The sequence below is a fragment of the Paenibacillus helianthi genome (genome assembly GCF_001909055.1).
Taxonomy (GTDB): Bacteria; Bacillota; Bacilli; order Paenibacillales; family Paenibacillaceae; genus Paenibacillus_AQ; species Paenibacillus_AQ helianthi.
This window is the reverse complement of sequence record NZ_LVWI01000002.1, coordinates 1-19,006: the sequence shown is the minus strand read 5'-3', so window position 1 is coordinate 19,006 and position 19,006 is coordinate 1. Positions and strand designations below refer to the sequence as shown.

General features: G+C 53.6%; 14 protein-coding genes. 8 read left to right on the top strand and 6 right to left on the bottom strand.

What is annotated here, in order from left to right; genetic code table 11:
• Positions 1 to 103 precede the first annotated feature (103 nt).
• From A3844_RS02975 to A3844_RS02960, 3 genes are all read left to right on the top strand, one after another.
• The gene (locus tag A3844_RS02975; RefSeq protein ID WP_074085427.1) at positions 104 to 502 is read left to right on the top strand and encodes an RrF2 family transcriptional regulator; all 399 of its coding nucleotides are present in this window, start codon (positions 104 to 106) and stop codon (positions 500 to 502) included.
• Between the two features lie 94 nt (positions 503 to 596).
• Positions 597 to 1,502: a class I SAM-dependent methyltransferase gene (locus A3844_RS02970; protein ID WP_074106579.1), complete on the top strand. Its 906-nt coding sequence runs from the start codon at positions 597 to 599 to the stop codon at positions 1,500 to 1,502.
• 376 nt (positions 1,503 to 1,878) lie between these two features.
• A complete protein-coding gene (locus A3844_RS02960; protein ID WP_074085424.1) occupies positions 1,879 to 2,334 on the top strand; it encodes a GreA/GreB family elongation factor in 456 nt (151 codons plus the stop codon).
• Positions 2,335 to 2,826: 492 nt separating this feature from the next.
• Here the strand turns inward: A3844_RS02960 and A3844_RS02955 are convergent, their stop codons facing one another.
• On the bottom strand, positions 2,827 to 4,764 hold the full coding sequence (locus tag A3844_RS02955) for an NAD(+) synthase (RefSeq protein ID WP_074106577.1): 1,938 nt from the start codon (positions 4,762 to 4,764) through the stop codon (positions 2,827 to 2,829).
• Between the two features lie 233 nt (positions 4,765 to 4,997).
• Here A3844_RS02955 and A3844_RS02950 point away from each other — a divergent pair, with 233 nt between their 5' ends.
• The 3 genes from A3844_RS02950 to A3844_RS02940 all read left to right on the top strand — a co-directional run bounded on the left by A3844_RS02950 (position 4,998) and on the right by A3844_RS02940 (position 11,492).
• Positions 4,998 to 6,962 (top strand): AraC family transcriptional regulator, encoded by a 1,965-nt coding sequence (locus A3844_RS02950; RefSeq protein ID WP_074106576.1) that lies wholly within the window; start codon positions 4,998 to 5,000, stop codon positions 6,960 to 6,962.
• A 176-nt stretch (positions 6,963 to 7,138) separates the two neighbouring features.
• On the top strand, positions 7,139 to 8,179 hold the full coding sequence (locus A3844_RS02945; RefSeq protein ID WP_074106575.1) for a LacI family DNA-binding transcriptional regulator: 1,041 nt from the start codon (positions 7,139 to 7,141) through the stop codon (positions 8,177 to 8,179).
• Between the two features lie 79 nt (positions 8,180 to 8,258).
• Positions 8,259 to 11,492 (top strand): alpha-mannosidase, encoded by a 3,234-nt coding sequence (locus tag A3844_RS02940; RefSeq protein ID WP_074106574.1) that lies wholly within the window; start codon positions 8,259 to 8,261, stop codon positions 11,490 to 11,492.
• Here A3844_RS02940 and A3844_RS02935 read toward each other — a convergent pair.
• The 5 genes from A3844_RS02935 to A3844_RS02915 form a co-directional block, all read right to left on the bottom strand.
• A complete protein-coding gene (locus A3844_RS02935) occupies positions 11,489 to 12,331 on the bottom strand; it encodes a sugar phosphate isomerase/epimerase family protein (RefSeq protein WP_074106573.1) in 843 nt (280 codons plus the stop codon). The two genes, A3844_RS02940 and A3844_RS02935, sit on opposite strands and share 4 nt — an antisense overlap.
• 132 nt (positions 12,332 to 12,463) lie before the next feature.
• On the bottom strand, positions 12,464 to 13,186 hold the full coding sequence (locus tag A3844_RS02930; RefSeq protein ID WP_074106572.1) for a rhamnogalacturonan acetylesterase: 723 nt from the start codon (positions 13,184 to 13,186) through the stop codon (positions 12,464 to 12,466).
• A 20-nt stretch (positions 13,187 to 13,206) separates the two neighbouring features.
• Positions 13,207 to 14,622 carry a glucuronate isomerase gene (gene uxaC, locus A3844_RS02925; protein WP_074106571.1) on the bottom strand — a complete coding sequence of 472 codons (1,416 nt, stop codon included), beginning with the start codon at positions 14,620 to 14,622 and terminating at the stop codon, positions 13,207 to 13,209.
• Between the two features lie 33 nt (positions 14,623 to 14,655).
• Entirely contained in the window at positions 14,656 to 16,143 is a 1,488-nt protein-coding gene (locus A3844_RS02920) for a UxaA family hydrolase (protein ID WP_074106570.1), read from the bottom strand.
• Between the two features lie 27 nt (positions 16,144 to 16,170).
• On the bottom strand, positions 16,171 to 17,592 hold the full coding sequence (locus tag A3844_RS02915; protein WP_074106569.1) for a tagaturonate reductase: 1,422 nt from the start codon (positions 17,590 to 17,592) through the stop codon (positions 16,171 to 16,173).
• Positions 17,593 to 17,779: 187 nt separating this feature from the next.
• On the opposite strand from A3844_RS02915, the gene A3844_RS33010 reads away from it, so the two are divergent.
• Complete coding sequence (locus A3844_RS33010) at positions 17,780 to 18,097, top strand: transposase (protein ID WP_074106568.1); 318 nt, start codon at positions 17,780 to 17,782, stop codon at positions 18,095 to 18,097.
• Positions 18,094 to 18,996 carry an IS3 family transposase gene (locus A3844_RS02905; protein ID WP_143191989.1) on the top strand — a complete coding sequence of 301 codons (903 nt, stop codon included), beginning with the start codon at positions 18,094 to 18,096 and terminating at the stop codon, positions 18,994 to 18,996. Before A3844_RS33010 ends, A3844_RS02905 begins: the two co-directional genes overlap by 4 nt.
• Positions 18,997 to 19,006 lie beyond the last annotated feature (10 nt).

Below are 19,006 nucleotides of genomic sequence, written 5' to 3'. Positions count from 1 at the left end.
GCAAAGGGTTTTCTACAGCGGAAGGCTGTGGAAATCCTTTGTTTGCTTTTTACTTATATAAACGCTATTATAGACTAATAAAGTCTTTGATTGAGGTGGAACGATGAAGTATTCGAAGGCAACCAATTACGCGCTGCACACGATGCTCTTTCTGGTGTCTGCCGCGCCGAATAAGCCCATAGGAGTTCAGCAGCTCGCGGAGCGGCAGGGGGTATCTCCCACGTATCTGTCGAAGATCCTGACCAAGCTGGTGAAGGCGGATCTCATTGAGTCCGCATCCGGCGCGAACGGGGGATACCGGCTGAAGCGCAAGCAAGAAGAGATTTCTTTTCTGGATATCATTCATGCGATTGAAGGCACGGCTTCGTTGTTCGATTGTACGCTTAATCACTCCAGCATGTGTCCGATTCAGCAGGAGATGATCGAAGCGGAGCAGCAAATGGAGCGGTATCTGCAGAATAAGAAAATGTCCGAGCTTGCCGTGAAAATAACGGTGGACTAATCATCCGCCGTTATTTTGCGGCATGATTATAGACATAGTAAGTCTTTTAAATCTATGAAGAGAAAAATGAGCATTTAGAGAGGGATGAGCTGATATGACAACCGATTTATTCAATGCCAGCGTATGGGAAAAGGCCTGGAAAGAGGACCCGGAAGCGATGGGCAATAAATTCAGGAAGGCGGGCACGGATCTGGCACGCTCCTTTGACCACAAGGCGAAGACATTTAACGAAGAAGTGTTCAGTGAAGGGGGAAGACGCAGAAGCGAGCGGATTATCGGCTGGCTGGAAGGACAGGGGGTATCCTTTGAAGGGCAGTCCGTATTGGATGTAGGCGCGGCTTCAGGCGGGTTCACGGTTCCTTTTGCTGATAGAGGGGCGAAGGTCACAGCGGTAGAGCCGAACATTCCATTAGGCGAGCTGTTCATAGAGAATACAGCCAGGTTCCCGCAGGGTCAGGTGGAACTGGTACGTGACTTGTTCGAAAATGTGGATCTTGACGCAACGAGCTGGAAGGGTGCCTTTGATCTTGTGTTTGTATCCATGTCTCCGGCGGTTACCGATTGGGAAAGTGTGGAGAGTGTGCTCAGCTGCGCGCGCAAGTATTGCTACATCAGTCTCAATGCAGGGGGCAGGGAGCACAGTCTTATGAATGAAGTTCTTCCTTTGCTGTCCGGACAGGAAGTGCATGCGAAAAGCTCGGATATGGCTTATTTAACCCATTTACTCTATCTAAAGGGCTATTCGTTCGAGTCACTGATCACGCGGGAGATGAAGAGCATGGAGGTGCCACGCGAAGAGGCGATTGAAGAGACCCTGCAGATGCTGAAGCATCATGGACATACAGCAGATGAGTCTGCGCGGAGAATCGTTACCGAGTATGTACGCCGTACTTATCCAGACGGCAAGGTATTGATTAAGCAGGGAGGACGTTATGGCAAGGTGCTCATCCGGTTGCAGGAGCTGAATATGTATAGCCGGGCTGAAGCTGGCAAGAGCTGAGAACAGAGCGCTGAGAGCAGAGAGCTAAGTGCTAAGTGCTAAGTGCCAAGCGCTAAGTGCTAAGTGCTAAGTGCTAAGTGCTAAGTGCTAAGTGCCAAGTGCCAAGTGCCAAGTGCCAAGTGCCAAGTGCCAAGCGCTAAGCGCTACACGAGCGAAGTAAGGTGTATGCATGGCGGAACAGAGTTAATAACCAGTGACCCATGGAGCGGTGAGCATTGCGGCCAGCCGGGCATTGTCTTTCTGACAAAAGATGTTATCCTAATAGATAGATCCCCACTGAGGGATCTATTTTACTATGTGGAAGGATTGATGGAAATGAGAGGGCAAGTACAAATTTTTGAGCAGGAACTGATGAAGAGAGCGGGTGAAATCTACTATGAGCCATAGTCTGGTTACGGATTCACTGCGTGAGGAACTGGTGCGGCAGCTAGTATATTTGGATGAGAATACCTTTGGCATCCTGGATCGGGTAGCATTGGAATCACCTGCGGACAGGGCGGAGATCCGTGGATTGATTCAGACGTATCAAGAGCGTGTACAGGGCATATTGACTGGGACGGGTGACGAGCTTAGGCGTTCTGCAGTGCTAATCGGCTCCTGGGTTTCTCTAAAAATTGGTCCGGAAACGCTGAAGGATGCGTATCGCATTGTTATCCCCGGTGAATCCGATCTGGATGAGTACTGTATTTCACTCTGGTCCCCGATGGGGAGAGGGCTGCTCTTGGCAGAACCCGGTCAGACGGTAACGGTCCATACCCCCCTCGGCAGCGACCAGGTGCTTGTACTGAATAACGTCTATGACTATGCATCAGCGGATGAAAAGTTGGGATGAAAAGAATGAACTCTGCAGAGTGTTTTTGCAGGGGAGATCACTGAGGTGCTGGGACGGCTGCCACTGAAAGCTAAGAGCTGGTTACCGAAAGCTAAGTGCTGGTGACCGTAAGCGAAGTGGAATTTGTGCCACTAAATCTGCTGAAAACCGTCCTGACGCGGCGTTAGTGGGATTTTGTACACTTATTTTATACGGAATGACCAGTTTTGGAGCAAATCGGCCAGATTAGGTTTACTTTTTCCCACTTGCGGTCGTTTGGAAGATGGCTGGCTGGGATTAGGTTTACTTTTTCCACTTGGGTTCGCCTTATAGTCCAGGCAACTTAAGATTAGCTGACAACCTTGGTCCCCTGGCGGCATAAAAAATGTATTTTACACTAAAACGGCTGCGCTGTCCTTATAGGACGGCGCAGCCGTTGCCGGTTGTATGCAATGAATTGTTGAATTGTTCAATTGTTGAATGGCTGAATGGCTGCGGTTAAGCGGCTGCCGCCTAGAGTTCTTCCACTTCACGCAGCCATAGAGCGGCAGAAGCATCGCTTGGCATGCGCCAGTCGCCGCGCGGTGAGAGGCTGACCGTTCCCACCTTCGGTCCGTCCGGGAGGCAGGAGCGCTTGAACTGCTGGGTGAAAAAGCGGGTGATGAATACCCGGAGCCAGCTCAACAGCTGCTCCTTGGGATAGGTATCGCCAAAAGCATGCTGGGCTAGATAGAACATTTTGGCGGGAGAAGCGCCGGTCCGCAGCATGTAATACAGGAAGAAATCATGCACTACATAAGGCCCGAGAATATTCTCCGTGAGCTGGACAATCTCTCCTGTAGCGGATGGCGGCAGAAGCTCAGGGCTGATTCCCGTGTCGATGATGTCGTAGAGCAGCTTGTTCACGGTTTCGTCCGCCTCGTGATCCGCATACCAGGCGACGACATATTGAATGAGCGTCTTCGGAATGCCTGAATTAACGCCGTACATGGACATATGATCTCCGTTATAGGTGCACCATCCGAGGGCAAGCTCTGACAAATCCCCAGTGCCGATCACAATGCCGCCGTTCTTGTTGGCCAGATCCATCAGGATCTGGGTGCGTTCCCGGGCCTGAACATTCTCATAGGTCAGGTCGTGAACATCCTTGTCATGGCCGATATCCTCGAAGTGCTGCAGGCAGGCGTCTTTGATGTCCACTACTTTGAGCGAAGCTCCGAGCGCCTTAATAAGGCCGACTGCATTATCATAGGTGCGGTTCGTCGTGCCGAAGCCTGGCATCGTAACAGCCAGTACATCGCTGGCCGGACGGCCGAGCAGCTCCATTGCCCGAACGGCGACGAGCAGCGCCAGCGTGGAGTCCAGGCCACCGGAGATGCCGATCACCGCCTGCTTGGTGCCGATGTGGCGGATGCGCTTCATCAGGCCGGAGGTCTGGATCGAGAGAATCTCCCGGCAGCGGTCGTCCCGCTGCTGCGGATTGCCGGGCACAAAGGGATTCACGGCGATGCTGCGGACCAGCTTTCGTCCTGCATGATGGACGCCCGGAGCGGCATAGAAAACCTCGCGGTAATTGCGTCCGCCCTTGCCGGCACGGAAGGTTCCCATCACCGTACGGGAATACTGGATTCTCGGCACGTCGATATCGGCAATGATGATCCGGCTCTCATGGGTAAAACGCTCGGATTCAGCGAGCATCTGCCCGTTCTCGGCGATCAGCGAGTGGCCGCCGAATACGACATCCGTAGTCGATTCGCCGGTATTGCAGCCGGCGTAGACGTAGCCTGCGACGCAGGAGGCGGACTGGCTGGTGACCAGCTGGCGGCGGTAGTCGGCTTTGCCTACCAGCTCATTGCTGGCTGAAGGGTTGAACAACAGCGTGGCTCCGGCCTGGGCGAGCAGGCTGCTCGGAGGAACCGGAACCCAGAGATCCTCGCAGATTTCCACACCGAAGGATAGCCCGCCGCTGCCTTCACAGGTGAAGATCAGATCGTTGCCGATGGGAACAACCGCTGCACCAACCCGCAGCTCGGAGACCTCGAGTTCCTCAGCCCCGGCAAACCAGCGGGGCTCATAGAATTCACTGTAGCCTGGGATGCAGGTCTTCACGACAAGTCCCAGGATTTTTCCTTGTTGCAGCACGGCAGCACAGTTGAACAATCTGCTTTTTATAGAAATAGGCAGACCGGCAATGACGATCAGATTGCGCCCCTCAGTAGCTGCGGTGATCTTCTGCAGTGCTGTAAGCGCAGCCTGCTGGAGCATCGGCTGCAGGAATAAATCCGCACAGGTATAGCCGGTGATAGACAGCTCCGGCAGCACCAGATATTCGACCTGATTCTCATCCGCCTGCCGGATGACATCTATAATTTGCGCTGCATTAAACTCGCAGTCGGCAACCCGCAATTCAGGGGAAGCGGCAGCGACTCTTGCGAATCCGAAATTCTGCATTTGTTTCACCTATCCTTTGTATGAATGACACGTACTAATAATTAATTGTACCCATGATGAGGTATGCATAACAAGTAGGAATGGCCGAATGGGACGTAGGATTGGTATTTTTCGCTATGGACAAAGGAGAATCCTTTGCGGAATGGGCCGGAGAAGTCACAGCATTTTATTGCAAATGAGAACGATTATCATCTATAATCACGGTATGAAAGAATGGGAGTTGATAGAGGGCCATGAATCTGAAGGACCACATTTTACTGTGGAATCACTCGTTCATAGAAATTATAGATATCCGCCGCAGTTCCTTCAGCGGCAGCGCTAAGGATGTGAGGTACAAGCTGCCGGCCAGCGCTTTTCTATATGTCATCCGCGGCAGTGGCAAGGTGCTTGTAGACGATTATATCTATGAATTCCAGAGCGCAACAATCATTCATGGCGGCAAGGGCATGGTGATAGAGATATTGCGGATAGCGGAGGCGTTGGAGTACTACTTAGTTCTATATAAATCTGTCCCAATACTTCCTGATCGCAAAAATCTGCTTCCACTTTTGGAGCGCAGCAATCCCTTTAATCACCAGTACACCTTCGTTCCAGGCAATCCACTGCCACTATTCGATAAGCTAAACACCATGCATAAGGAGTGGCAAAAAGGCGGAGCGCTTGAGCACTTACAGGTCAAAGCCCTGTTCTATCAATGGGCACACGAGCTGCTCTGGCAGCTGCACGCCCAGAACCTTGAGCCGCTGAGACCAGATCCGCTGGATCAAGCCATCCGTTATATGCAGAATCACTATAGTGAGCCCATCACACTGGAAAACCTGGCTGAATCCTTAGGCAGCAGCCGCAGAACGTTGTCCAGACTGTACAGAATCCGCCTTCAGACCAGTCCAGCACAATACTTAATTCGCATCCGCATGGAAAAAGCGCTGGATTTGCTGTTGAACACAGAAGCCAGCCTGCATGATATTGCAATCGCTGTGGGGTATCCGGATGGATACTATTTTGGGCGGATGTTCAAGAAATTTTATGGAGCCTCACCTGTAAAATACAAAAATTCACTCCAGAATACGGAGCGTTGGCCGGAAATGTCATCCGTAGTTGCCAGATATGACATTGCCGATGATGTTTTCCTTCGTTATATTGATTATGATAATCATTATCAATTTAACGAAGGAGCATTATCCATGTTCAGAAATACGAAACCCTCTCTTTTACTAACCCTGTTGTTATGCTTCACCCTAGTATTAAGTGCCTGCTCTTCAGGAACAGGAAGTTTATCCCCTTCCGGCACCCATGCTCCGGTTACTTCTCCATCCGCATCAGCAGGCGCTACTGCCGCCACGGAAAGCCCTGCTGATGCGCAGACCCGCACAATTTCTACGGTAAAAGGAGATATTGAGGTCCCGGCGAATCCGCAGCGTGTAGTCGTGCTCTATCTGCTGGGCGATGTGCTGGCACTGGGCGTGAAACCCATAGGCGTATCCGACGTGTACGAAGGAGCCGCATTTGAGGCGGAGCTGAAGGATGTGCAGAAGCTGGGAAGCTGGTTCGAAGCAAGCCCTGAAGTCATTCTCTCGCTGAATCCTGATCTGATTATCGTTCCATCGGAGGATACTTATGAAGCGCTTCATGACATTGCTCCAACCGTGGTGGTACCTTTTGAGACGATGACCGCTGAAGAACGGGTCTCCTTTATTGGACAAGTGCTTGGTAAAGAGGAAGAGGGCAAGAAGCTGTTCGAAGGGTTCCACGCCAACGTAGAGGAAAGCAAGCAAAAGCTTCAGGAAGCCGGCATTCTTGACCATACCATTTCGATTATGGAAGGCGGCAATGACCGCAGCATGGCCGTGGTCACACGCAAACAGTTCGGCCGCGGCTCGCAGGTGATCTATGAATACCTGGGAATGAAGGCGCCGGAAATGGTTCAGCAAAAGATCGATTCCGCCACCGGTGGAGACGGCGAACCCGTGTCCTTTGAAGTGCTCGCGAAATACAGCGGGGACTATATCTTCCGGTCTTCCTATAAAGGGATGGCAGATCTGACCCAGGACCCGATCTGGAACAGCATTCCTGCGGTCAAAGAAGGCCGGCTGCTGGAGATTGATTTTGGACTTTCCTACTACAGTGATATTTATTCGCTCAATGCCCAGCTCGATTATATTGTGGAGAGCTTGCTTGCAGCCCCCAGAGTGAAATAATGAACGGGACTAATATTTAGAATAGGGGATAGCAGAAGCCGTAAAAGACTGTTGCTGTCCCTTTTTGCTGCATTCCGATTGTCTGCCGGTGTTGGATGAATACCCGTTCAGTCCTTTTCCATAATGAGGGTATACAATGAATATAACACGTGTTATACTCTTGCCGAGGTGCTGATATGGGCAAAAAAAGAGTGACCAGCTACGATGTTGCGAAGCTGGCCGGAGTATCCCGCAGCGTAGTCTCTGCGGTACTGAATGATACGCCGGGCATCGGCGTAAGCATGGAGACCCGCGAGAATGTGCTCGCGGCAATCCGCGAATTGAATTACCATGTGGACGCCCAGGCACGGAGTATGAAGACGGGCCGCAGCATGAGTCTGGCTGCGTTCGGCGACACAAGGCATCCGCTGTTCATGCGGCTGCTGGAGGGCATGCAGCAGGAATGTGAGGCGCATGGCTATCACATTCTGCTCTGCTCGCCGGGCCACCGGCCGGACGGCGAAGCGAGAGATGAGCTGGTGGATCTCTACCGCCAGCGGAAGATCGATGGCATCGTGACGCTGGATGATACCAGCTATCACGATGAGGAATGGGCCGCCAAGGTCAGCGAGGCGGGTGTTCCGTATGTTTCCGTGGAAGGCTATGCCGAGGCGGAAGGGGTATGCTCTGTACTGGCCGATTACAAGGGCAGTGTGGAACTGGCTCTGGAGTATTTACTGCGGCCGGGAACCCCGCAGCTGCTGGCTCCGGTGTATGCTGAGGTGTATCATAACGGCGTCCGCAGCTGGGCGGAGCGGACCCGCAGGGAAGCCTATACAAGCTGGTGTGGCGAACGGGGCATGAGCCCTTTTTGGTTCCGGCTTCCCGAGCTGAAAGGGCGGGTGGATTGGGAGGAATGGCTCCTGAAGCTGTCGGAGATCGGGAAGCCAATGCCGCCGCTGCTGGTGAATTGGTCCAGCGGAATTCCTGATTTGTACCGGGCAGCAAGTAAGCTGGGTCTGCACATCGGTGAAGAGCTGCGGGTGATGGCGGCAGACAACACAATCCAGGGCCACCGTCTGAGCCTGCCGGCCTTAAGCTGTGTGGAAATCCCCTACGTAGGCATGGGGCAAGAAGCGGTCCGCCGGGTGCTCAAGCTTATTGAAGCCGGAGCTGCCCCAGAGAAGGCCGGAAAGATATGGCTGCCAGCGGTGTTAAGGGCAGGCGAAAGCGCGTAAACGGTTAGCTGCCCGATAATAAGGGCGGCGCAGCCGTTTCCATTAAATATAACACGTGTTATAAGAGGAGGATGGGCAAATGTTTTGGACTGAGGAGAAGCTGGCTGCCCGGCTGCGGGAGCTGGAAGGATACCGTTACCGTGAGATTGCCAAGCTGAATGATTGGCTGGCGGTGGAGGATAAGGATGGGGCGAATGGGATGTACCCTCCGCAGCTCGAAGGAGACAGCAAGCTTCAGCACGGGGATTACTGGACCGGACGGGATGTGTACATCTGGCTCCAGCGGACCGTGGAAGTGCCTGCCGGGTGGAAGGGGAAACGTGTGGTCGGAATTTTTGACTTCGGCCGGACCGGAGGGGGCAACAATAGCGGCTTCGAGTCGCTGCTATATATTGACGGCAAGCCTTATCAGGGCGTGGATTCCAACCACCAGGAGGTCTTTCTGGAGAAGAATGCCGCAGGGCAGACGCTGGACTTCACTTTCCGCTTATGGTCGGGACTGGAAGGCGGAGGACGTCCGGTTCCCCAGGAGCACCGGATCGTGCGCGCAGAGCTGGCTTGGCTGGATGAGGCAGCTGATAATTTGTATTATACCGGCCGCGCGGCCCTCTCCACATACAAGCAGCTTGCGGATAATCAGCCGGAGAAGCAGGAACTGCTGATGGTGCTTAACCGGGCATTCCACAAGCTGGATTGGTCCAAACCGGGCAGCGTAGACTTTTACATTTCCGTCCAGGAGGCGGAGTCCCTTCTTCTGGAGCAGCTGGCACTGATTGAGCATAAGCATCCTGTAACCGTAACCGCAATCGGCCACACCCATATCGATGTGGCGTGGTTGTGGCGGCTGACCCATACCCGGGAAAAGGCGGCACGTTCCTTCTCCACCGTACTCCGGCTGATGAAAGAGTACCCGGAATATATATTTTTGCAGACCCAGCCTCAGCTATATGCCTACATCAAGGAGGATTACCCGGAGATCTATGCAGAAATCCGCAAGCGGGTTGAAGAAGAGCGCTGGGAAGCCGGTGGCGCAATGTGGCTGGAGGCGGATTGCAACCTGACCAGCGGGGAGTCACTGGTGCGTCAGATTCTGTACGGGACGAAGTTTTTCCGGGAGGAATTTGGTGTGGACTGCAAATATTTGTGGCTGCCGGATGTCTTTGGCTATAGCTGGGCGCTGCCGCAGATTTTGCGGAAATCGGGAATTGATACATTCATGACCACCAAAATCAGCTGGAGCCAATATAACCGGATGCCCCATGATACGTTTCACTGGAGAGGCATTGACGGCAGTGAAGTGCTCACTCATTTCATTACCACACCTGAAGGGCCAAACTCTGGCGCCTGGTATTACACTTATAACGGGCTGATTGAACCTTTTTCCGTTCAGGGGATCTGGGATCAGTACCGGGACAAGAATCTCAACCGCGAATTGCTACTCTCTTATGGATACGGCGATGGGGGCGGGGGGGTTAACCGGGAAATGCTTGAAATGCGCCGTCGGCTTGATAAAATGCCGGGGATTCCCGCAGTCCAGACGGGCCGGGCAGATGAGTATTTTGAGCGCCTGAATGAAACGGTCCGCAGTACCGACCAGTATGTTCATACCTGGGACGGGGAGCTGTACCTGGAATATCACCGGGGAACGTATACGAGCCAGGCCTACAACAAACGGATGAACCGGAAGCTGGAGCTGCTGTACCGCGAAGCGGAGTGGCTGCAGGTGCTGCTTGCTACCGAAAAGGGTGGCTTCGGCAGCTATCCTGCGAAGCCGCTGCTGGAAGGCTGGCATACCATCCTTCGCAATCAGTTCCACGATATTATTCCCGGCTCCTCCATCCATGAGGTGTACGAGGACTCCCGGCTGGAATATGCAGAAGCGGAGCGGATTGGCCGCGCGGCGGCTGATGCTGCGGCAGAAGGGCTGACCGGGTTATCCGATTCACGGCAGGCAGTGCAGTACACGGTATTTAATGGAGCCTTCTTCGAGCGGACTGAGCTGGCAGCTATTCCTTATGAAGCAGCGGCAGGGGATTTGGAGTGGAGCACTGCGGACGGCCAAAAGCTAACTTCCCAGCGTGCAGGGGATGAATGGCTGGTGGAGGTTCCGTCCGTTCCGATGCTGGGCAGTACGGTTATCACTTCCCGGTCCGTAGCAGACCCCGCTCAACTGCCGTATGCAACAGATTCTGCTGATACTGCTGATACTGCTGGAGGAAAGATTGGCGCTCCGGAAGGCCCAGCCTTAATGCCAGACCGTCCGGTTCCGTTCGAATGGGAGGATTTGCGGCTTACAACGCCGTTTTATGTGTTGGAGTGGAACGAAGCCGGGCAGCTGAGCCGGATCTATGACCGGCGGGAACAGCGGGAGGTGCTGGCTCCAGGTGAGAACGGCAATGTGCTTCAGGTCTTTGAGGATAAGCCAAAGATGTTCGATGCCTGGGATATTGACCTATTTTATCAGGAGAAAATGCGCGTAATCACAGACCTCCGCTCCGTTGAACGGATAGAATGCGGCTTGATTGCCGCGGTGCTGGAATTTACCTGGAAATATATGGACTCCACCATCATCCAGAGGGTTAAAGTGTACAGCAGAAGCGCACGGATAGATTTCGAGACCTGGGTTGACTGGCATGAGCAGCATCAGCTGCTGAAGACTGCTTTTCCGGTTGCGGTGCGGGCTACGGAAGCCACCTACGATATTCAGTTCGGCAACGTAAAGCGGCCTACACACTGGAATACAAGCTGGGATTATGCACGTTTTGAAAGTGTGGGCCATCAGTGGGCTGATCTGTCGGAGCGGGGTTATGGAGTCAGCTTGCTGAACGACTGCAAATACGGCTACGACATCAAGGATCATGTGATGCGGCTGTCGCTGATTAAGTCGGCAACCGAGCCCGACTGGCAGGCGGATCAGGGGGAGCACCGCTTCACGTATGCTCTGCTGCCGCATAAGGGGGACTGGGCAGCGGCAACCACAGTGCAGGAGGCCTGGTCACTGAACAATCCGCTGTATGTGGTTAAGGGCGGTTATTCTACCGGGGCCGGCAAATCGCTGATTAAGACAGACACCGCCGGCATTGCCGTCGATGCCGTCAAAATGGCGGAGAATGGCGATGGCTTCATCGTCCGCCTGCATGAGTATACAGGCACCCGCAGCACCGTAACGCTTAGCAGTGATTATCCGCTTCATTCCTGGCAGGAATGCGACTTGATGGAGCGGCCGCTCGGCGAAGCTAACGTTGGCCAGACGGTTACCCATGAAATGAAGCCGTATGAGATCAGTACTTTTATCGTCAGATTCTCCGGTTAGACTTCATCATACAGCTTCCGCAGAAAATCTGCGCTCTCCTGCACATACTTTTCGGACGTACTCTCCAGAATGCCTTGGATATGCGGCCGCTTATATTTCATGTAATGGAGCAGTGGAGCAAAGTTCAGCAGGCCTTGGCCAACAGGAACAATCAAGACCTGACCGTCTCTGATGGTGAAATCCTTCAGGTGTATGACGGCAATACGGTCGCCGAGCAGCTCCAAAGCTTCCGCAATCACGGAATCCTGCTGCTGGTAATTGTCCACGGTCATCAGATTGGCACAATCGAGAATGATCTGCAGATTATTGGAGGGAACCTGTGTGAGCAGACGCCGCGCCAGCTGTGCAGTATAGATCGGGTGATGAATCCCTGCTTCAATACCTACCGTTACGCCGAAGCGTTCGGCTTCTGCTACCATAGCCTGCACGGAAATGACTGCCTGCTGGAAAGCTTCCTCCGTAAAATTAGCGGTTGTGTATCCTTTGCCCACACTGCCTGTTTCCGTACCTACCAGGCTGGCACCGAAATCCCGGGCCAAACGGAGGTGGGTACGAAATGCATCCAGAGCCAATGTTCTTTGGGCGGGATCAGAATCAACGATATTCACATAGCAGCCGAGTACGGCAATACGGATACCGGCCTGCCGGAAGGCATCACCGAAATGGGCAGCGGTACCGGGACTTAAACTGGATATCGCGGGGACACTCTCCGGAAAAGACTTATGTACAGCGAACTGAATGTGTGTGAAATGGTACCGGCAGAGCTTGGCGGTTAGCTCCGTCAGAGGGTTCTGGCCAAAATCATGGGCGCGTATCCCCAGGTGAAGCGGTGCAGTCATGATAGTCCCTCCTGTTTATTAATAAATAGAATCTATATTAAAGCACTATAAGCCGCAAGCGGGTCTGCTTGCGGCTTATGGCCTATGGTTCCATGCGATCAGATCCATTCATTTCCCGGTCAGCGGCAAGACTTACGGCTTGGAGACGACCTCTGCTGCTCTAAGCCCTGACCGCCGCAAATATACACTCAAGGCAGTCAGCTCTGCAGACTGCCGGATCGCCCCGGCGACCAGGTCAGCCACGCGGGCAGCGCCTTCCTTGGAGAAGTGTGTATCATCCGTGATGCCCACCGGATAGTTGGGATGATCGTTCGCGGGCAGATGCATGAACAGCTGCCGCGAGCCTTCTTCTCCCAGCGCGCGATATAGCTGCTGGGATGAAGCAAAAATATCGAGCAGCGGCGTACCGGTCTGTGCCGCGACCTCGCGTACCGCTTCCGGGTACGGCCCGATAGCGAGCGGGTCAGGCTCGCCGCCTGAAGTAAACCGGCGGCGGCTGACCGAAGTCAGCAGAACAGGATATCCGCCGCAGTTGCGGGCGAAATCAATGAACGTGAGCAGATTTCGGCGGTACTCTGTAGCGGGATCGGTATAACGGGCAGGGTCCTCTACCTTCTGGTCATTGTGTCCGAACTGGATCAGCAGGTAGTCGCCGGACCGGAAATTCTTGGCGATATCTTCAAGCCGGCCTTCTGCCAGATAAGAGCGGGTACTGCGCCCGTTAACCGCCCGGTTGTCTACGGTAATCTCAGGGCCAAAATGCTCCTGAAAGAATTCACCCCAGCCTGTCATCGGCTTCTCTCCCCCGCCTTTCTGAGCGGCGGTAGAGTCACCGGCAATGTACAGTGTAGGCATAATTGGCTTCCTTTCCCGGTTCAAGAGTGTACAGCGCTGCGGGCTTCGAAGCCGAAGTATCCTGCGGCATTACTGTAGGATATTCCTTCCACCAGCTGTCCCAGCAGTGTCTGATCGTCCGGTGCTTCACCACGCTCTGCCAGTTCACCCAGCAGCTCGCAGAGTACGCGGCGGAAATACTCGTGGCGCGTGTAGGATAGAAAGCTGCGGGAGTCGGTCAGCATGCCGACGAAATTACCTAAGAGGCTGTTATCAGCCAGTAAGGTCAATTGGCGGCGCATGCCGTCGCGGGTATCGTTGTACCACCAGCCGGAGCCAAGCTGAAGCTTGCCTGCGGTATCCTTTTGATAGCAGCCCATCAGAGCCAGCAGGGCAGGATAGTCTCCCGGGTTCAGCGAATAGAGGATGGTCTTCGGCAATCCCTTACCGCATTCGGCCCGGTCCAGCAACTGCGAGAGTGCCTCAGCCAAAGACAGATCGTTAATTCCATCGTAACCCGTATCCGGCCCAAGGCGCTGGAACATCGGCGTATTATTATTGCGGAAGGCGTGCAGGTGCAGCTGCATGGTCCAATTGTGATCATGATACATTCCGATCAGCGCCGACAGCAGCTCTGTCCGATAGACAGTGATCTCTTCCGGTGTCAACATCGTACCTTCCAGCCTTTTGGCAAAAATCCGCTCCACCTGTGAGGCATCACCAGCCGCCTGATAACGCAGCACGTCGAGTGCATGGTCAGACAGCCGACAGCCGTTCGCGTGGAAAAATTCCACACGGCTCCGCAAGACTTCGACCAACGATTCATAATTGGCTACAGGTACTCCTGCTGCTTCCTCCAGCCGGGCCAGCCAAGCCGGGAATCCTTCGGCGTCGATATTCAGCGCTTTGTCGGGACGGAAAGTCGGGAAGACCTGAAAGTCATGCTCCGACTCCTTAAGCAGCCGGTGATATTCCAGCGAATCTGCCGGGTCATCTGTGGTGCAGATGATTTTGACATTCGAATTCCGGATCAGGCTTCGCCGGGTATAGGCCGGTTCAGCCAGCTTGCGGTTCACTTCCTCCCAGATGGCAGGAGCGGAAGCTTCGTTCAACAGTTCATGAATTCCGAAGAATCGGCGCAATTCCAGGTGGGTCCAGCTGTATAGCGGGTTGCCGATTGCCTTTGGAAGCGTACGGGCCCAGGCCAGGAATTTGTCATAATCGGAAGCATCACCGGTAATATGGGATTCAGGAACCCCGTTGGCCCGCATAAGCCGCCATTTGTAATGATCTCCGGCCAGCCAGGCTTCCGTCAGGTTATGGAATGCCTTGTCTTCATAGATTTCCTTCGGGTCGAGATGGCAGTGATAATCGATAATCGGCATGGTTTTGGCATGATCATGGAAAAGCTTGCGCGCCGTTTCGCTGGTCAGCAGAAAATCGTCATTTAAAAACATCGTGATTCTCCCTTTACTTGGATTAGATAAGGATTAGAGCGTAACTCCGGTTTTGAAAATCGCCAGCTCGCGCACTTCATTCTGCTCGTTGCGCGTTTTTTGTCCGCTCGCTACATCGATGATGTAGGCGATGAATTCCTCCAGCACATCGGCCATCGGGCGTTCCAGCAGCGGTCCGGCATTGAAGTCCATCCAGTGGCCTTTTTTGGCAAAAAGATCATTGTTAGTCGCCACCTTGACCGTTGGCACAAAGCTGCCGAACGGTGTTCCCCGGCCGGTTGTAAAGAGCACGAGCTGGCAGTCCGATGCGGCAAGGGCGGAGGCCGCCACCAGATCATTGCCCGGGGCCTGCAGGAGACTTAAGCCTTTGCGGCGCAGCTTCACGCCATAATCCAGCACATCCACAACGGGCGAGCTGCCAGCCTTCTGGGTGCAGCCTAGTGATTTGTCTTCCAGCGTGCTGATCCCGCCAGCCTTGTTGCCGGGAGAGGGATTCTCATAGACCGGTTCCCCATAGGAGAGAAAATACTGCTTGAAATTATTTATCAGAGAGACGATATCTTCATAGACCTCACGGCTCTCCGCACGTGCCATCAGCATTTTCTCGGCACCGAACATTTCAGGGACCTCTGTCAGCACAGAGGTTCCGCCCTGGGAGATAATGAAATCCGAGAAAGCACCCAGCAGCGGATTGGCGGTAATGCCGGAGAATCCGTCGGAGCCGCCGCATTTCAGTCCGACGTTCAGCTCGCTGAGCGGAACCGGCTCGCGGGCATCATTTCTCGCTGCCTCGTATAGCTCTTCGAGCAGAGTGAGACCTGCCTCTACCTCGTTGCCTACCTCTTGGGCAACGAGGAATTTGACCCGGCTCTCGTCATAGTCACCCAGCATGCTGCGGAACTCAGAGACGATATTATTCTCGCACCCGAGACCGAAGACCAGCACGCCGCCGGCGTTCGGATGATTCACGGCATCCAGCAGAATGCTCCGGGTCATGCGGTGGTCATCGCCAAGCTGCGAGCAGCCGTAAGGATGCTTGAGTACGGTAAAGTTATCGAAGCCGCCCAGATCCGGGTGTTCTGCCTTGAATTCCTGCAGCATCTGCTCGGCAATGCCGTTCACACAGCCGACCGTGGGAATGATGAACAGATCGTTGCGGATACCCACCTTGCCGCTTGCGCGGCGGTAGCCCTGAAAGGTCAAATCACGTTGCGGATAAATGACCGGATGAAGCTCGGGAAGATATTCATATTCTTCTTCTCCTGCCAGATTGGTCTTGATGTTATGCGTATGGATCCAGTCACCTGCCCGGATCGCTTCGACCGCATGCCCGATGGGGTATCCGTATTTAGTAATAACGTCGTTCACGGCAAAGTCGGTTAATGCGATTTTGTGGCCCTGCGGGATATCCTGGGCAGCCTCCAGAGTGAGTCCTTCCAAAGAGATCTCTTCACCAGAAGCAATCGGGCGCAGCGCAACAGCTACCGTATCGCGGGGATTCATTTTCATTAATTGTTTCATGCTGTCCCTCCTTATGGGCAATGATGATTAGGCTTCCGAACCTACCAATTGCTGCAGCGCCGCACGGGTGTCGGAGCTTTGAAGCTGGCGCAACTGGGTGTTAACCGCTTCCGTAAGACCCGGCACCTTGGTCAGATCTTGACCCCACAGGCTATCTTCCTTCAGGATCGCTGCAGCGAATGTGGAGGGATTGCTCCACGCCTGATCGAAGACCGCCAGCACTTCAGCACTGTCCTGACGCTTCACGCGGTCTCCCCGGTAACTAAGCAGCAGTGCGGCGAAGGCCAGCGTAATCAGCGGCGGCAGCTGGCCGCGTTCCTGCTGATACCTGAGGAGCACAGGGAGGAGGCGGGTTTTGAATTTGGAGATGCTGTTCAGGGAAATCGAGGCCAGCTCATGGCGGATGAACGGGTTTTTGAACCGCTCAAGCACAGCGTCTGCGTAAGAGAGCAGCTCCTCCTCGGGAAGATCCAGCATCGGAATGAGCTCTTCATCCAAAAGCTCGCGCACATAGCGGTAGAATGTTTCATCGTTCATCACATCCTCCACCGTTTCGAGCCCTGCCATCATGGCTAGGGGAACCATGGCCGTATGCGGGCCGTTCAACAGATGAACCTTCCGCTCACGGTAGTGGGTCATGTCATCTGTAACGACTACGTTCAGCCCGGCTTTGGCCAGGGGCAGCCGTTCAGACAGCCAGGACGGGCCTTCAATGACCCAGAATAGAAACGGCTCTGCGGTTACCATCAGCTTGTCGAGGTAGCCCAGTTCGCTTTCCAGTTCAGCGGCCTTGTCACGCGGATATCCCGGAACGATCCGGTCAACCAGACTGCAGCAGAAGGTGTTCTCATCACTGAGCCACTGCAGGAAGGCTTCACCCAGATTCCACTCATTAGCGTACTGCCGCACAATTTCCTCCAGCTTCTCGCCATTGCGGTCAATCAGCTCGCAGGGGATGATCACGAAGCCTTTTTTGCCCAGCTCAAACCGTCTGTGCAGTAGGGCGGTCAGCTTGGCAGGGAAGCTTGCAGGCGGCGCATCCTCCAGCTTGTCTCCGGGGTGATAGGCGATGCCTGCCTCTGTCGTATTGGAGGTGATGAACTCCAGTTCGTCATTCTCGGCCAGAGCCAGATAAGTCTCATAATCGCTGTAGGGATTGATCACCCGGCTGACGCTGGTAATAATCTCGCGCGAATTGACAGGCTGCTGCTGCATGATGCCGTTCAACAGCACCGTGTAAAGATGATCCTGCTCGGCCATCAGTCCGCCGAGTCCCTGGCCGATAGGCACAACAACGGCCGCGCTTCCGTTAAACAGGTCTTGCCGGTTCATCTGCTGCAGCTGCCAGTCAACAAAAGCACGCATGAAATTCCCTTCCCCAAATTGGATCATCCGTTCCGGATATTGCGGCAGGCCGGGCTGAGTGGTTCTGGATAAACGCTGTGTCATAAGTGTTCAATAATCTCCTTTATAAGGTATTGTAATAGTGCACACGTAAACATTTTATTTAAAAAAAGAGAGGCTCTTTTTTTAACCGGATGGAGCTGGCAATGAGTACTCTTCTTATGCAAGTAGAATAAAAAGTGGACACCCGTTAAGAGAGCATGAATAATGAACTTAACGAGGAGGTGTTCACATGGGTGAACAACGGCAACGGTACAATGAAAAGTTTAAGAAAGAAACCGTCAAGTATATCCAGGAACAGACGAAGACGGTGGTAGAGATTGGTGAGGAGCTGGGCATCTCCCCTGGCGTGCTGCACAACTGGCTGGCGAAGTATCGGGAGTTCGGCAATGAACCTGTAAACAGTGCGGAAAAGGTTCGTGAACTCGAGCAGCGACTGCTGGAACAAGAAAAAGAATTACTGGCAAGGGCGCAGCGAATTGCAGACGTTGAAGAGGAGCTTGCCATCGTAAAAAAAGCCGTGCACATCTTCAGCAAACCAAAGAACTGAGATTTCAGTTCATCGAAGATCATCGCTCCGAGTTTCGAATGGAGAAGATGTGCAGTGTTCTTGAAGTGTCCCGGAGCGGGTATTACAAATGGCAAAGCGCTACCTCGAGTCCGCAAGCGGAGCGTAAGGCGTTACTGCTCCGGCGAATCACCTATCATTTTGAGGATAGCAAGAGACGTTATGGCAGCCCCAAAATCACCGACCTTCTGCGAAAAGAAGGGTACGCCCTGAGCGAGCGGACGGTAGGGAAATACATGCGAGAGCTCGGATTACGTTCGTGTGTAGCCAAACGGTTTCGTGTCAAGACGACGGATTCCAATCACGATTTCCCCATTGCCCCCAACCTGCTGAATCAAAAATTTGCGACAGCCGAACCCAACAAAGTCTGGGTCACAGACATTACCTACATTCCCTGCCGGCAAGGTAGACTGTACCTAGCCAGTGTGCTCGACCTCTGCACGAGAGAAATCGTCGGCTGGAGACTGGAAGAGCGAATGACGACCGATCTGGTACTAGGCGCACTGGATAATGCCTACAAAGCCAAGCGGCCCCCAAAGGGACTCATTCACCACTCCGATCGGGGATCGCAGTACGCCTCTGCCGATTACCGTAAACGCCTGAACAAATACCATATGAAGGCGAGCATGAGCCGCAAGGGGAATTGCTATGACAATGCCTGTATCGAATCCTTTCATAGCATCCTAAAGAAAGAGTTTGTCTATTGCACCAAATTCAAAACAAAACAGCAAGCGCAGGATGAGATGTTCCAGTATATTGAGTTTTTTTATAACCGCAAGCGAATCCACAGTGCACTGGGTTATCTTTCCCCTGTCCAATTTGCAGCGAAGTTCAAAAGAAAAAGACCGCATAAATCTATTTTTTTATGTCCACTTTCTTGACGGAAGTCCA